The sequence below is a fragment of the Escherichia sp. HH41S genome (assembly GCF_009820115.1).
GTDB lineage: Bacteria > Pseudomonadota > Gammaproteobacteria > Enterobacterales > Enterobacteriaceae > Escherichia > Escherichia coli_F.
In genome coordinates this window covers 1-14,945 of record NZ_VNXE01000050.1, presented here as the reverse complement: position 1 = coordinate 14,945, position 14,945 = coordinate 1, and the positions used below count along the sequence as shown (strand labels likewise).

Genomic DNA, 14,945 nt, shown 5'->3' with positions numbered 1-14,945 from the left:
TCGTCCCATTTCAGGGCGTCTTCACCGAGGTTAGTCACCGTATCAGTCAGGTTAGTGATATTGGTGGTGTTAGTCGCCACGTTATCGTTAGTGGTTTTCAGCTGAGAACCGTTAACGGCGTCGGTGCTGGTGTCAGAGAGCTCGCCAGCGGTGACGTTAGTGATTTTGTTGGTGGCGTTGGTGCCGTGTGCAGCGGTGAATGCGCCTGCGGCATCGTCCCATTTCAGGGCGTCTTCACCGAGGTTAGTCACCGTATCAGTCAGGTTAGTGATGTTGGTGGTGTTAGTCGCCACGTTATCGTTAGTGGTATTCAGCTGAGAACCGTTGACGGCATCGGTACTTGTGGCGGAAAGGTCGCCAGCGGTGACGTTAGTGATTTTGCTGGTGGCATCTGTACCATGTGCCGCACTAAATCCCTTTTTGAGGGAGTCCCATTGTATCGTATTCGTGTTTAGATCCGCTAAGGCGTCGCCAACATTGCCATAAATACCATTTTTCAGTCTGTAATTTGGGGAAGTCACGACGCCCTGCGAATTGACGGTCGCTCCTCCACCAAGATTATCTGCTACTGACTTACTGATAGCATAAAGCTGTGATCCATTGATGGCATCAGTACTGTTATTGTCGATATCACCTTTTGCCATATTGACAATTTTTCGCTGAGCTGTTGTGTCTCCCACGGAGACAGTATCCGCTTCAGTCGCGACAGAACCAGCACCCAGAGCAATTGAATTTTTACCTTGAGCAGTGGCCTGAGCACCAATTGCAATGCCATTTTCTAAACCGGCATAACTGCCTTGTCCAAGAGCAATGGCATTTGCCCCACCGGTAATACTCCCATTTCCCAGTGCGATTGCATTTACGCCGTCAGCTTTATTACCTTGACCGATGGCAATGGCGCCCGCAGCGATTGCCTGGCTTTGATTACCCAGAGCAATCGTGTTATCGGTATTTGCAATACTCCCGGAGCCCAACGCGATACTGTTAAGCCCATTTGCCTCCGCTTTAGTACCCACTGCCGTTGCATTTTCAGCGGCTTCGGTCTCAGCGCCAATCGCAATCGCGTTTGCTGCGCTGGCGAGAGATTGTCTGCCTAAAGCGAGGCTGTCTGTGCCGTTAGCTGCACTATTTGCTCCCAGTGCCATAGAATATTCTTTCGAGGCATTGGCAGTGTCACCGAGGGCGATACTCATTATTCCTAAGGCTTTGCTCCCATGTCCTACTGCGATGGCTTTATCAGCACCTGTTTTCGCGCTATCACCTTGTGCAATAGAAAATTCGCCTATTGATTCCGCATAACGACCAAATGCGATTGAATAGTCACCTGTTGACGTTGTCGATGCGCCCATAGCGAGACTTCGCTGGCCTATTGAGGTGGTATTAATCCCGAACGCCATTGATGCTTCGCCAATCGAATGAGTCTTACCGCCGATGGCTGTTGACCATCTTCCCTCGGCGTTTGACTGATAACCCACTGCGGTACTGGAGCCACCACCGGTGTCTGTATAAGCATTTGCTCTTGCATCCTCACCGACAGCAACCCAGCCTGTTCCTGTACCCTGACCATAATCAACGCCACGACCAGTATCTTTCCCCACTAACTGTGCGGATGCGCTGAATGAAAACGCCAGGCTGTTGATACCAATCACCGTCGCCAGCATGAGCTTACTGCGCCCGCTCTTTTTCCCACGACTTTTCGCCGTTTCGCTTGCAACGCTGTAACTCCCGGTGGCCGGATTCCAGATAACTTTAAATATTTTGTTCATTCGTGATGCTCTCTATTCCTTGATATAAGCGCAGAAGCTGCATTTATTTTTTGCTTTTCCGCTGCCGGGTTTCAGCAGGTTGAACAGTGTCGAACTGGAGATTGGCCATATTGATGGACAACTTCAGATACTTCAGGTTATTAGGCGAAACGCCTTTTAATGTCAGATTAATGTCTTGCCATTGACCAGGCATTAATTGCAGTGTGGAGTTCATGGTGGTGTTAAAAAGCAGTTGCTGCCACTTTGCCAGCGCTTTGGCATCGGTGGGTCTTTCATTGCCCCATGTAGCTTGAAAGCCAATATTTGATACGGGAACGCTTAATAGGTTGACCAGCGAAATACGAATAACACTGCCATTTTCAACCGCATCAATAGCCAGCACCCGGCCTGCCAAACCAACCGAGCCATTGTTTAAAATGAAGTATTTTGTTTGTGCTGGGTTAAATTCGGTGAAGACAAATTCGTCCTGTTTGTCTTTGACCGCCTTTACTACACCCGCCAGCACTTTAGTGGTGTTTGCAATATTAATTTGTTGATTTTCAATAATTTCTATTTTTCTTTTATATTGTTCTTGTTCTTTTTCAAGAATCTCTATTTTACTTTTTTGCAATTCTTGCTGTTTGGCAAGATCGTCGATCAGATTCGCTTTCTCAATATAGTCACACCCAGTCAATACCCAGAGTGGCAATGTTATAAACATGCTTAATAGTGCTTTTTTGATGCTCATAGGGTGAATTCCTTTTCATGATCCCGATACGTTAACTGTTACGGCGTAATCATCCTTTTTATGAATGATTCGAGTGAAAATATACTCTGTATAAATTTATAAGAGACTTTTTCTATTAATTGTTGTATTAATTGGTAGTGCGAATATGACATTAAATGTCAGACAATTTCAGATTGTAGCCAATAATATTAATCGCGCGGATTTTAATGATCGATGTCAATCAATGTCAAATGTTTCACCGGATGAAAACACCGACCAGGAGAAATATTAATATTCATCATGGTGATGTTTTCTTGGGAAGTGTGTGATGCTGAGCGATTAATATATATAATTAATGGCTGTTACAGGCATTAATGTGCATTAATTCATTGTTATCGCTTATATATCACTTTTTTATTCCATACCATAATTTCAGAATTTAGCCTGTAATATGCGCTTCAAAGAGCCGGTGAGATGGAAGCAATAGTGATAAGAATGTTAAAGATATCCGATATCTGGTATCAGGCTCCTGCATGTGCCAGCAGGAGCGAGTAAATCGTGAGAGGCTGTGATTACAGCGGTGAGACAGGTACTTAAAATGCGGTCTTAGAGAATCCGGTCATCTCTTGCAGGCCCATTTCGCGGCCCAGCGCGGTCATCGGATGCACAACTACCAGTCCGCGAACACTTTTCTTCAGCTTGCCCATATCAGCCTGCTCTTTTTTGGTAATCGCGCGCTGGAAGGGCATTTTCATCAGTTTTTGCGCTTCTTTACTGAGTTTCTGGCTGTGAACTTCACGCAGGCGAGCAATTTCGGCTTCCAGCGTGGCTTTTTCTTTTTCCAGTTCGGCATATTTATCTGCGGCTTCAACCAGTGACAGGTCAGCCTGCTGATGGCGGATAGCGTCCAGGCGATCGCTGAGACGTTTGATTTCGTTTTTTTCGACTTCTTTCATGTGATGACTTCTGATAGAGATAAATTTATAGCCTCTAGTATGCGCGACCAGGTGCTTTGTTCACAACAGATGGCATTGTAATAGTTCCAGATTGTAACCATTAATGTGTTTGAAAATCACCCAATCTATTGATTAATTAGGAAATTTAAAGAAAAAAGATAGACAACAGAAGAGGATCATTATTGAGGATTGAGCACGTTTTCCTTAATGTCATTTATACCGGGATCTAAACTAAAATTGGCGGCCGCGCATTCCCGACGCGGGGTAATACGGAGATATCATCATGGGCAAATTAGGTGAAAACGTTCCGCTTCTTATCGATAAAGCTGTAGATTTCATGGCATCGAGCCAGGCGTTCCGGGAGTATCTGAAAAAACTTCCTCCCCGCAATGCGATTCCGTCCGGAATACCTGATGAAAGCGTGCCGTTATATCTACAACGTCTGGAGTATTATCGTCGGCTTTATCGGCCGAAACAGGTAGAGGAGAAGTAAGCGAAAGTACTTACTTTTGAAAGGCTTTTTTTAAGCTGATTTTGGAAATCAGCTCTGTCAGTGAAAGGACCATTGTTGATCGCACAGCCTGTTGGTAACGCTGAATTTGCATTGCATACAAACTGGAGTCTGCGGGTTCAAACTGTGGCGGCGGTGGTAATGCCGCCACACAGTGCAGCTCACCAAAGGGGCCAAGAATTTCGTCGTCGGTAAAGGCGTACTCATTGCCGTCGTGATTTAGTTCTTCACGCAATGCCATCAGCAGTTCCGCATCTTCATATTCATGGCGGTTAATGACACCCAACCCGTAAATGAGTTTTAAACGCACAGAAAGATCGCCCAGCGGGCCATCGCCGTCGAGTAACGGTTCTACAGCATACTTCACCGCGTAATCGTCTTTGCGGAATACCTGAAGCACCAGAAGATTTACCGCCTCGGTCAAAAGCTCGACGGCGGTAATCAGAAAGCTTCGCACGGTTTTGCCAGCATTCAGACGCTCAAGCACACGGTTTTCAAAGGCCTGGGTTTGTTCCATTGTTGCCTGCATATCTGACAATCTGTTATTCGGGCGCAGGGAGTCCTGCGCCTGGTCCACCATTATTGCATTGCTTTATAAGCGGTTACCGCCTCGGATACAACCTCGCTGTTAGCATCAAGGCCGGAAATCTGCGCCAGTGCGGCTTGCGGGCCTTTGTCGGCAATCAGTGCTGCCAGTTCCTGAGCTTGCGGATCATCTTCACTGCGGAAGTGCATTGCAGCGGCAATACCTTCAATCAGGTTTTTATGTGGCAGACCATATTCCAGCGTTCCGAGCAGTGGCTTGATCAGGCGGTCGCCAGCACTCAGTTTACGCAGCGGCTGACGGCCTACGCGCTCTACATCGTCTTTCAGATACGGGTTCTCAAAACGACCAAGGATTTTCTGGATGTACGCCGCATGTTTGTCCGCGTCAAAACCGTAACGCTTAATCAGTACAGCGCCACTTTCTTCCATCGCCCCTTTTACTACCGCGCGGATTTTCTCGTCGAGAATTGCGTCACGAATGGTCTGATGACCCGCCAGTTTTCCGAGGTACGCGGTTATAGCATGACCTGTATTCAGGGTGAAGAGTTTACGCTCAACAAATGCCATCAGGTTGTCGGTTAACTCCATGCCTGGGATGTTCGGCAGTGCACCTTTGAATTGGGTTTTATCGACAATCCATTCGCTGAAGGTTTCGACTGTCACTTCCAGCGGATCGTTCGTTGCCGAAGCGGAAGGCGGTACGATGCGGTCAACGGCAGAGTCCACAAAGCCAACGTGTTCTTCGACCCACGCTTTGGCCTCTTCAGGAAGAGCGTTCATCACATGGCCTTTCAGTTGCGTGGTGCCGCGTACCATGTTTTCACAGGCGATAATGTTCAGTGGGGATTCATTACCTTGTTCTTTACGTTTCACCAGCCCTTTGGCGATTGCCGGAGCAATACGTTCCAGCACAACCGGGCCCACGGCGGTAGTGACTAAATCAACCTGAGCAATCAGATCAACGACATCATCACCAATGCTGCTGACAGCATTGACGCCAGAAACGGTATCTACCTGCTCGGTTTCACCGACTACATGAACCTGATAGCTATGACGGGCATTCAGGGCATCAAGTACCACCTGATTGACATCGGCAAACGTCAGTTGGATACCCGCGTCTGCCAGCAGTTTACCGATAAAGCCACGACCGATATTACCTGCGCCAAAATGTAATGCTTTCATAGTATTAACCTTCATCAATGTTTTTACCCGAGAGGGCTGGGGTGAGGCTTTTCCCTCACCCAAACCCTCTCCGTGAGGAGAGGGGCCGCGCCGGATGCGGCGTAAATGCCTTATCCGGCCTACAAGAACGTGCAAATTCAACAAATTGTGCTTTGTTTTGTAGGCCTGATAAGCGTAGCGCATCAGGCAATTAGCCCCACCGTCTCCATGTGGAGAGAGTGGGGTTGGATTACTTACGACCTGCCAGCAGTTCCAGTACTTCATCTACGCTGGTGGTGTGCGCCAGACGCTCGATGACGGACTCATCATCCAGTGCGTTGGTCAGGCTGGTGATCACCTGAATGTGCTCGTTGTTACGGGCAGCAATACCAATCACCAGGCGGGCAATGTCATCTTCTTCTTCACCGAAGCGCACGCCTTCCGGGTACTGGCAGAACACCACGCCCGTTTTCAGTACGCGATCTTTTGCTTCAACCGTACCGTGTGGCACCGCGATGGACTCACCCAGATAAGTCGGGGTCAGTTTTTCACGATCCAGCATCGCCTGAACGTATTCCGGCTCAACGTAACCGCCTTTCACCAGCTGCTCGCCAGCAAAACGAATCGCTTCTTCTTTGGTGGCCGCTTTGCGACCGAGGAAGATGTTCTCCGCGCCTAGCTTGAACAGGTTAGCACTGGAATCGTCAAAGCTGTCTTTCAGACTGTCTTTCACTTTTACTTCGTTTTCAGTATGGCGCTGGGCAGCAACCAGACGTTCGGTCAGGCTGGTGTACAGGCCGCTGTCGAGGAAGTTGGTCAGCGAAATATGCTGTGCCTGCGGAACCTGGCGCATAGCGCGTTCGGTCAGGTCACGGTGAGTGATGACCAGGTCCACATCTGGCGGCAGGTTGTTGATCGCGCTGTTAGTAACAGAAATCTGCGACAGACCTGCATCCTGAATTTTCTTACGCAGCACACCTGCGCCCATCGCACTGGAACCCATACCGGCATCACAGGCAACGATGATTTTACGGACGTGGCTCAGGTCGTTAGTCACATCGCCCGCAGACAGCGGAGACGCACCTTTAGACTCAGCTTTCATGTCCTGCATACGACGAGTTGCTGCTTCAATATCATCTTCATCTTTCACTTTGCTGGTTTTCAGCAGAATGGCAGAGACAACGAAGGAGACTGCCATAGCCGCACACACACCCGCGATGTTAGCGAAGTAAGCACCTTTTGGCGTCATCGCCAGTACCGCAAGGATAGAACCCGGAGATGCCGGAGAAACCAGACCACCGCCCAGGATAGTCAGCGTGAACACGCCAGTCATACCGCCGAGGATAACGGCCAGAATCAGACGCGGATTCATCAGCACATACGGGAAGTAGATTTCGTGGATACCCCCCAGGAAGTGAATGATTGCCGCACCGCCCGCAGACTGTTTAGCGCTACCACGGCCAAAGAACATGTACGCCAGCAGAACACCCATACCCGGACCTGGGTTAGCTTCAATCAGGAAGAAGATGGATTTACCCAGTTCATGGGACTGCTGAATACCCAGCGGCGAGAAGATACCGTGGTTAATGGCGTTGTTGAGGAACAGGATTTTCGCCGGTTCAACAAAGATAGACGCCAGCGGCAGCATGTCATGGACAACCATGAAGTTAACGCCCGCAGCCAGCATTTTGGACAGGGCTTCAACAATTGGACCAATGCCGAGGAACGCCAGAATAGCGAGGATCATCCCGATGATGCCAGCGGAGAAGTTATTCACCAGCATCTCAAAACCGGATTTGATCTTACCGTCTACCCAGCGGTCGAAGTGCTTAATGCACCAGCCGCCCAGCGGACCTGCAATCATAGAACCGAGGAACATCGGCATATCTGCGCCGACGATAACGCCCATTGTAGTGATGGCACCGACTACGCCGCCACGTTCGCCGCCTACCAGCTTACCACCGGTATAACCGATCAGTAGTGGCAGGAGATAAGTGATCATCGGCCCGACCAGCTTCGCCAGCGTTTCGTTCGGTAACCACCCTGTTGGAATAAATAACGCGGTGATGATACCCCACGCGATAAACGCGCCGATATTTGGCATCACCATGTTGCTGAGGAAACGACCAAAGCTTTGCACTTTGATCTTAATATCGGATGACATAAAAACACCCCTTCTTATGTTTGCTGTCGCGCAGGCTGGAAGCCCGAGGTTTTTTGTTAATGTGGCGGCAGAGGTAGCCGGACCTTGTTGATAGTGCGAAATCTGGCACTGAATCGGTTAACTGTCCAGTCGACGGCTTTTTGTGTGATATAGGTCACATAAATATAGGGGGTAGAGAGGTAATTGACGTGATGTGCATCACAAAATACTTGTGTAAAAAAGCAACAAGACGGCGATTTTCGCTAATAATGGCATTTAAATGTGAGTAATGTCACATTTTTGTTTTGTTAGTTTGTTGAATCTTTGTGATCTGAATCACAAGATATTTTCTTACGGCGTTCACCTGATGTGATCTGCAGCATGTTATGCCTTCGTCATAAAATCGTTATGTAACTAAGCAACTCATCACCTCTAAAAATTATTCTTTGGTGTTATGGCGAGAATCGCGAACCCGAATTATTGTCAAAATATCAGCCTGACTCCCTTCTGGCTGCCAGCCAAAAAACAACACCGATAAACGTGAATCCGAGGCAGATATGTTTCTAAACTATTTCGCGTTGGGAGTGCTGATCTTCGTCTTTCTGGTGATTTTTTATGGAATCATCGCGATACATGACATCCCTTATCTGATTGCCAAAAAGCGCAATCACCCCCATGCCGACGCTATTCATACGGCGGGCTGGGTGAGCCTGTTTACTCTGCATGTTATCTGGCCGTTCCTGTGGATCTGGGCGACGCTCTATCAACCGGAGCGTGGCTGGGGTATGCAGTCACATGTTGCGTCGCAGGAGAAAGCGACTGACCCGGAAATCGCCGCACTTTCTGACCGAATTTCCCGGCTGGAGCATCAACTCGCCGCCGAGAAAAAGACTGACTATTCCACGTTCCCGGAGATCTAATTATGGATCTGTTGATTGTTTTAACTTACGTGGCGCTGGCGTGGGCGGTCTTTAAAATCTTCCGCATTCCGGTAAATCAGTGGACGCTGGCGACGGCGGCGCTGGGAGGCGTGTTTCTGGTGAGTGGTTTGATTTTGTTGATGAACTACAACCACCCTTACACTTTTACCGCACAGAAAGCGGTGATTGCTATTCCCATCACGCCACAGGTGACGGGGATCGTGACTGAAGTCACTGACAAGAATAATCAGCTTATTCAAAAGGGCGAGGTGCTTTTTAAACTCGACCCGGTTCGTTACCAGGCGCGAGTTGACAGACTTCAGGCTGACCTGATGACGGCGACGCATAATATAAAGACACTGCGCGCGCAGCTCACTGAAGCGCAAGCCAATACCACCCAGGTTTCAGCGGAGCGTGACCGCTTGTTTAAAAATTATCAACGTTACCTGAAAGGCAGCCAGGCGGCGGTAAATCCGTTCTCAGAACGTGATATCGACGATGCGCGGCAGAATTTTCTCGCGCAGGATGCGCTGGTGAAAGGTTCGGTGGCGGAACAGGCGCAAATCCAGAGCCAGCTCGACAGTATGGTTAACGGTGAGCAGTCGCAGATTGTCAGCTTAAGGGCGCAACTTACTGAAGCAAAATATAACCTTGAGCAGACCGTCATTCGCGCGCCGAGCAATGGCTACGTCACTCAGGTGCTGATCCGCCCAGGTACATACGCAGCTGCCTTGCCGTTGCGTCCGGTAATGGTTTTCATCCCTGAGCAAAAACGGCAAATTGTCGCCCAATTTCGGCAAAACTCGCTGTTACGTCTGAAACCAGGTGATGATGCGGAAGTAGTGTTTAATGCGCTACCTGGGCAGGTATTCCACGGCAAACTGACTAGTATTTTACCTGTCGTGCCAGGCGGTTCGTATCAGGCGCAAGGGGTATTGCAATCATTAACGGTCGTGCCCGGCACGGACGGTGTGCTGGGAACCATTGAACTGGACCCTAACGATGATATCGATGCCTTACCCGACGGCATCTACGCCCAGGTGGCAGTTTACTCCGACCATTTCAGCCATGTTTCGGTGATGCGGAAGGTGCTGCTAAGAATGACCAGTTGGATGCATTATCTTTATTTGGATCATTGAGGGGGGCGGGGGATATTATGGAACTTTGCTCCTTGTAAGGACTAATTATTTTTGCATATTATTTCATCGGCTGTGATGATTTTTCTTTAATATTCATTATGTTAATAAGTTCGGGATGAGTGTGAACTCATTGGATTTTTTATCCGTCTTGATCTGCCGCAGGATCAGACTATACATCGTCGAGATCGCAATGATTATGAATTGTTCCTCTGCGACGATGCTAATCAAAAAAGTGCTGGAGTGCTTTTCCATCTATTGCGATGATGGTTTTATTATCTGAAGAATGGCTGTCACATTTAAAAATATATAATTTATAGATCACAATGTAGGTTCATGGAATATATGTATACAACTATTTTTCTCTTCACTTTTAATTATCGTATTCATTATAACACTAAGTTAAAAAAACTCCTGGAGAGTGAGTTATTAATATATTTTTAAATATAATTAAGTTATTATTCATCGATGCATTTTATAGAATCATCAATGGCTACAATAGTACTATTAACTCTCCAATTTATATTTTTATTATCATTGCAAATATTAACTGAATCTATATCAATGATTTTTTTATTTTTATCTTTTATTTTATTTACAGTTTCAATGCAATCAGCGACAAGTTGGTGTGGATTTAGATTCTTCAGATATGGTCTTATGATCTTTCCCTTGCTTAATAAATAGCATGTATAAGATTCGGAAAGTCCAGCATCTATTTTGTACATCATTATTCTAGATAAGGATGTGAGAAATGCCTTGTTATCATTAGCAGCCATATATGCCAGTCCGAGTTCAGCCTCTGCGGCTTTACATGAAAAATAGCTAAGTGAACACGCTTTTCGTCCCTCTTGGGTACTGGCTGATATTAGTGCCCATAATATTGCCTTGTCTGCCAAATCCAACTCTCTCTGAAATTGGTTTACAGTAACTGCATTCGCAGAAATAGAGAAAAAAAGCACAATTGTTAATAACCTTGCCATATTTCTAGTCCGTCACTGTTAATGTGTTATCTGGCTCTGAAAATATTAGCTCATTTAATTTTTGCATGTCATTAGATGAACCAGTTATACAACCCTCGGAACAGAATCGAGGTCCTAAAGATGGACCAAAAGCGTTTAAACAACTATGTATTAAAAATCCATCACGATTATACGTTTCTGTATTTGCTGACGGTACTAAACGTATACCATTAGGTTTTCTATTAGTTGCTCCAGGACCATTAACATTCCAGGTCCATACCCCTTGAGGTATTGGGCCTCTATTTTGTAAGTGTGTACAACCAGGATTATTTTTACATTGCATATTATTACCATTATTACCAGAGGCGACTGAAATAGTAAGCACACCATAAGAATTATCATCACCTGGTATATCTGAAACACACGAAAGCATACCTAAAGTTATGCTGTATAAACAGGTGGCTAATCCCAAGGGGATCGATTCCAGAAATCGGGTTCAAAGGATACTGATAAAAATTCCACCTACCTTCCAGCCCAATCGGAGCCTGAGTGTTATACCGCCCCTGCTGCGGTTAATGTTACCGATAATAGTTATAGTACAGCCCTGATTCATCATCATACTACTGCTGCGGCAGTCTGATGAATTATTGCTTTTACGGATTCTCCTTATTCTTCCTTCTATCCATTCGCTTTAGCTTTAGCTTTAGCTTTTTGAGCTCTTGAAGTTTGCTCTTTGCATCAATATTACCGTTATTTACAGCGAATTCCATCCAATAAATAGCTTTATTCAAATTATAATATTCTGATAATATTGGATTTGTATCCGATAAAAAAACTCCATAATTAAACTGCGCTGTAACATTCCCCTGAGATGCTGATCTTTCTAAGTATCGCAATTGTTTGTAAATGTTATTTTTAGTAAAGCAGTAATATTGATATAGTCGAAATGATGCCTCTGAATCACCATGTTGTGATTTATACTTCAGTTTCATCAACTTTTCTTCACTTAAATCATAGGTCATTGCTGTAGACCCCATCATACTTTCGTTTTGTTTTATTTTCACATCAGCACCATGCAATTGAAAAATAAAAGAGAAATAAAAAAATAGTAACAAGCATGCTTTCATACATCTACAACCTATCTTATATCACTGGGTTTTTCTGGCGTACCTTGCATATTAGAAATGGGGTGCCCAGATGGCCCATATGTTATCCAATTACCAAGGTCTTTTGTTGTTATAGCCATAAGATCCTTATTTGAATTAAGGTTCGTTGGTGCTGTTAGCACTGTATCCATTTTTAACTTACCATTAGTTCCTCGCCCCACCACGTCCATAGCGTGTCAGGTCCTATTACATTTGTATGTAACTCTTTAGCTAATTGGCTAGCAAATGAATTTTGTCCTTTACCTGTATTACAAGAAAATAACCAAACTGTCATCCCATCTTTATAATTCCCATCAAATTTAATTAGATATGCTAGATCTTTAGCTGTCATGATACTGCGCGTTGCGGATTCAATAGATGTGGGGGTACCATGCCCCCCGATTGTGAAAACGCCTGGGATATTAATCTCATCAGCTACAGAATGGATAAGATCACTTTCGGGGTATAAATTTATATCAACCAAACCTTGCGGATCTACATTTATGACCGGATCCAACGGATACTGATAAAAATTCCATCCCCCCTTCAGCCCAATTGGATCCTGAGTGATATACCGCCCCTGCAGCGGGTCATAATAGCGGTGGCGGTTGTAATACAGGCCGGACTCCTCATCATACTGCTGCCCCGGCAGCCGGATGAGCTGCTGCAGTTGATGCGGGTTCTCTTCATTCAGCAGGTTGCCCCATTCATCATATTCTGCGTACCACGCTGTTGCCCCTTCCGTGCTGACAAGCGCCAGGGGCAGACCGCGATGGTCGCAGTAGTACAGGTGAATTTTTCGCGCCGGCGTGTACACCGGGTCCATCTGGTTTTGCATCTGCGTCACCGTCAGGCCGCACGATGCCAGCCAGCGGCGGCTTTCCTCACTCACCCGGTCAGCCAGGATTTCACTTTCCAGCCGGTCGAGCATCTGCACCGTGCCGGCGGGAATACCCCACTGTGCATAGGCAACTCACGCTATGAACGCTTCAGCTTATCAATAGCGGAAGTTATAATTTCATTGTCATCAAACTTGTACAACATAGTATCTAAAACAGGAAGTAGCGTTTTATCACCTAATTCACCCGCAGCTTCAATGATATCATCATAAACAGTATTTTTTTTTAACTCATCGCATAAAACAGATAAAACCCTTTTATCTTTTCTGTAGGAAAGTCCGATTATTGCTTCAATACGGACTTCCTCATTTTTATCCTGAAGCATCTCCACAAAACAATCCCTAATATCACTATTATCATATTTATTGATATTTATTGCAAATGCGGCCCAGTTTCTGACATCTCCATTTGGATCTTTTAACAGATTAATCAATAGTGGAATTGTTGCTTTATCATTGATAACAGAAATAGCAAATGCTGTAGCACGTCTGACATTAGTCGATTTATCAAAAGCAGTAATTTGAGATTGTTCTACTATTTTAGGTGAATAAATTGGGTTTTTCTTGCATCGCTGAGCCGTTGACTCGATTGCCGTAGCTCGAACGCAAGCGCTCTTATCATTCAATGCCATATTGTTCAAAATATTAAACACATTACCTTCGCATTTTTTGCAAATTTTTATTTGCCCGAGTATAAATGCTCCGATATCTCTACGGATATAATTTTTATCAGAGCAGAACTCAATTGCCAATCTAACAGCGTCTTGCCCACCTCTTAACTGTAATACTCTGGCAGATGAAATCCTTTTCAAGGAATTGTGATCATCAAGTAAGCGAAATAATTCATCATCATTTAGTTTCTTACATTGATTATATAAACCATACTCTTTACTTGCCTTTCTTTTCTGGTATGTATTTGACATTGCAGGAACCTCCATAAAGGCTATCTTTTTTTATCGTTTGACTGTCTGGAGTGACGACAATTCCAGGCTTTCTGTGTGCTTTTTGCATCTTTAGCACTAATATCACCACAATCAATTAGTTCCTGAAGTACGTCACATCTGTCGGGTTTTTTCCCATCACTCCAGAATCTGTCATTTATTATGTCATTGACACGATCAGTTATCCCTGTGTCTGCAACATTTCCACGAGAAGCTATCATTGTTATATCTAATGCTAGTCCCGGATTATTCAATATTAGAGAGTCAAATATTCTTTGTGATGCTGTATCGTTCCACCATTTTGTCAATGCTTTTGCAGCATTATCATCTGCTTGCTGCTGTGCAGGGCTTTTTGGCCATGGAATTGGCAAGGGGAATGGTCCAGGAAAAACTTCTAACCCCAGAGGATCTGTATTCGTAACTGGATTCAACGGATACTGATAAAAATTCCATCCCCCCTTCAGTCCAATCGGATCCTGAGTGATATACCGCCCCTGCAGCGGGTCATAATAGCGATGGCGGTTGTAATACAGGCCGGACTCCTCCTCATACTGCTGACCCGGCAGGCGGATGAGCTGCTGCAGCTGGTGCGGGTTCTCTTCATTCAGCAGGTTGCCCCACTCATCGTATTCTGCGCACCATTCTGTTGCCCCTTCCGTGCTGACAAGCGCCAGCGGCAGGCCGCGATGGTCGCAGTGGTACAGGTGGATTTTTCGCGCCGGCGTGTACACCGGGTCCATCTGGTTTTGCATCTGCTCCACCGTCAGGCCGCACGATGCCAGCCAGCGGCGGCTTTCCTCACTCACCCGGTCAGCCAGGATTTCACTTTCCAGCCGGTCGGGCATCTGCACCAGCACCGGCGGGAACACCACATCACCACCGTCTTCGCCGCCGGACTGCTGAAGCGCATCCGCCAGGCTGCGGCGCTGCGTTTTCACCAGTTCACCGGTGGCGGTTTCAACCCTGATGAGTGGCGTGAAACTTCCCGGCAGGTATACCGTCTGGATGCGGGTTCTGTCGTTCTGTATCGTGGTCAGCCGGTCGCCATCCCAGCCGTACCAGGTCACTTCCGGTTTCCGGGACAGCGACATCCAGCCCGTCAGGTCCCGTTCACGCCGCCACACCCGTTTTGCCACCCTGCGGCCCAGCGGGTCGTA

General features: G+C 46.4%; 14 protein-coding genes and 2 pseudogenes. 3 read left to right on the top strand and 13 right to left on the bottom strand.

Annotated elements, in window-relative coordinates; genetic code table 11:
- The 3 genes from FQZ95_RS08820 to FQZ95_RS08810 form a co-directional block, all read right to left on the bottom strand.
- Positions 1-1,766: ESPR-type extended signal peptide-containing protein (locus tag FQZ95_RS08820; protein ID WP_272917192.1), on the bottom strand; the 1,766-nt coding region annotated here is incomplete at its 3' end.
- Positions 1,767-1,809: 43 nt separating this feature from the next.
- A complete protein-coding gene (locus FQZ95_RS08815; protein WP_160530098.1) occupies positions 1,810-2,493 on the bottom strand; it encodes a DUF3251 domain-containing protein in 684 nt (227 codons plus the stop codon).
- Between the two features lie 572 nt (positions 2,494-3,065).
- Positions 3,066-3,428: a YibL family ribosome-associated protein gene (locus FQZ95_RS08810; RefSeq protein ID WP_000665680.1), complete on the bottom strand. Its 363-nt coding sequence runs from the start codon at positions 3,426-3,428 to the stop codon at positions 3,066-3,068.
- A 283-nt stretch (positions 3,429-3,711) separates the two neighbouring features.
- On the opposite strand from FQZ95_RS08810, the gene yibT reads away from it, so the two are divergent.
- On the top strand, positions 3,712-3,921 hold the full coding sequence (gene yibT, locus FQZ95_RS08805) for a protein YibT (RefSeq protein ID WP_000517099.1): 210 nt from the start codon (positions 3,712-3,714) through the stop codon (positions 3,919-3,921).
- 10 nt (positions 3,922-3,931) lie between these two features.
- On the opposite strand, the gene mtlR is transcribed toward yibT, so the two are convergent.
- From mtlR to mtlA, 3 genes are all read right to left on the bottom strand, one after another.
- A complete protein-coding gene (mtlR, locus tag FQZ95_RS08800; protein ID WP_000228261.1) occupies positions 3,932-4,519 on the bottom strand; it encodes a mannitol operon repressor MtlR in 588 nt (195 codons plus the stop codon).
- Positions 4,519-5,667 (bottom strand): mannitol-1-phosphate 5-dehydrogenase, encoded by a 1,149-nt coding sequence (gene mtlD, locus FQZ95_RS08795; protein ID WP_039020883.1) that lies wholly within the window; start codon positions 5,665-5,667, stop codon positions 4,519-4,521. The genes mtlR and mtlD overlap by 1 nt, the downstream gene beginning before the upstream one ends.
- Positions 5,668-5,896: 229 nt before the next feature.
- Positions 5,897-7,810 carry a PTS mannitol transporter subunit IICBA gene (gene mtlA, locus FQZ95_RS08790; protein WP_000093242.1) on the bottom strand — a complete coding sequence of 638 codons (1,914 nt, stop codon included), beginning with the start codon at positions 7,808-7,810 and terminating at the stop codon, positions 5,897-5,899.
- Between the two features lie 536 nt (positions 7,811-8,346).
- On the opposite strand from mtlA, the gene FQZ95_RS08785 reads away from it, so the two are divergent.
- Both FQZ95_RS08785 and FQZ95_RS08780 read left to right on the top strand, forming a co-directional pair.
- Complete coding sequence (locus tag FQZ95_RS08785) at positions 8,347-8,709, top strand: DUF3302 domain-containing protein (protein ID WP_000479624.1); 363 nt, start codon at positions 8,347-8,349, stop codon at positions 8,707-8,709.
- A 2-nt stretch (positions 8,710-8,711) separates the two neighbouring features.
- Positions 8,712-9,848 (top strand): HlyD family secretion protein, encoded by a 1,137-nt coding sequence (locus FQZ95_RS08780; protein ID WP_000364939.1) that lies wholly within the window; start codon positions 8,712-8,714, stop codon positions 9,846-9,848.
- Positions 9,849-10,303: 455 nt separating this feature from the next.
- Here the strand turns inward: FQZ95_RS08780 and FQZ95_RS08775 are convergent, their stop codons facing one another.
- The 7 genes and pseudogenes from FQZ95_RS08775 to FQZ95_RS08750 all read right to left on the bottom strand — a co-directional run.
- Positions 10,304-10,825, bottom strand: a complete 522-nt coding sequence (locus tag FQZ95_RS08775; RefSeq protein WP_022646265.1) for an Imm57 family immunity protein — start codon at positions 10,823-10,825, stop codon at positions 10,304-10,306.
- 4 nt (positions 10,826-10,829) lie between these two features.
- Positions 10,830-11,276 (bottom strand): tlde1 domain-containing protein, encoded by a 447-nt coding sequence (locus FQZ95_RS08770; protein ID WP_231347612.1) that lies wholly within the window; start codon positions 11,274-11,276, stop codon positions 10,830-10,832.
- A pseudogene (locus FQZ95_RS26960) lies at positions 11,206-11,424 on the bottom strand (RHS repeat-associated core domain-containing protein); the annotation flags it as partial. The pseudogene FQZ95_RS26960 and the gene FQZ95_RS08770, both read right to left, overlap by 71 nt.
- A gap of 33 nt (positions 11,425-11,457) precedes the next feature.
- Complete coding sequence (locus FQZ95_RS08765) at positions 11,458-11,931, bottom strand: sel1 repeat family protein (RefSeq protein ID WP_032185457.1); 474 nt, start codon at positions 11,929-11,931, stop codon at positions 11,458-11,460.
- An 11-nt stretch (positions 11,932-11,942) separates the two neighbouring features.
- A pseudogene (locus tag FQZ95_RS08760) lies at positions 11,943-12,898 on the bottom strand (RHS repeat-associated core domain-containing protein); the annotation flags it as partial.
- Between the two features lie 29 nt (positions 12,899-12,927).
- Entirely contained in the window at positions 12,928-13,770 is an 843-nt protein-coding gene (locus FQZ95_RS08755; protein ID WP_001544187.1) for a HEAT repeat domain-containing protein, read from the bottom strand.
- 20 nt (positions 13,771-13,790) lie between these two features.
- Positions 13,791-14,945: polymorphic toxin type 34 domain-containing protein (locus FQZ95_RS08750; protein ID WP_202384117.1), on the bottom strand; the 1,155-nt coding region annotated here is incomplete at its 5' end.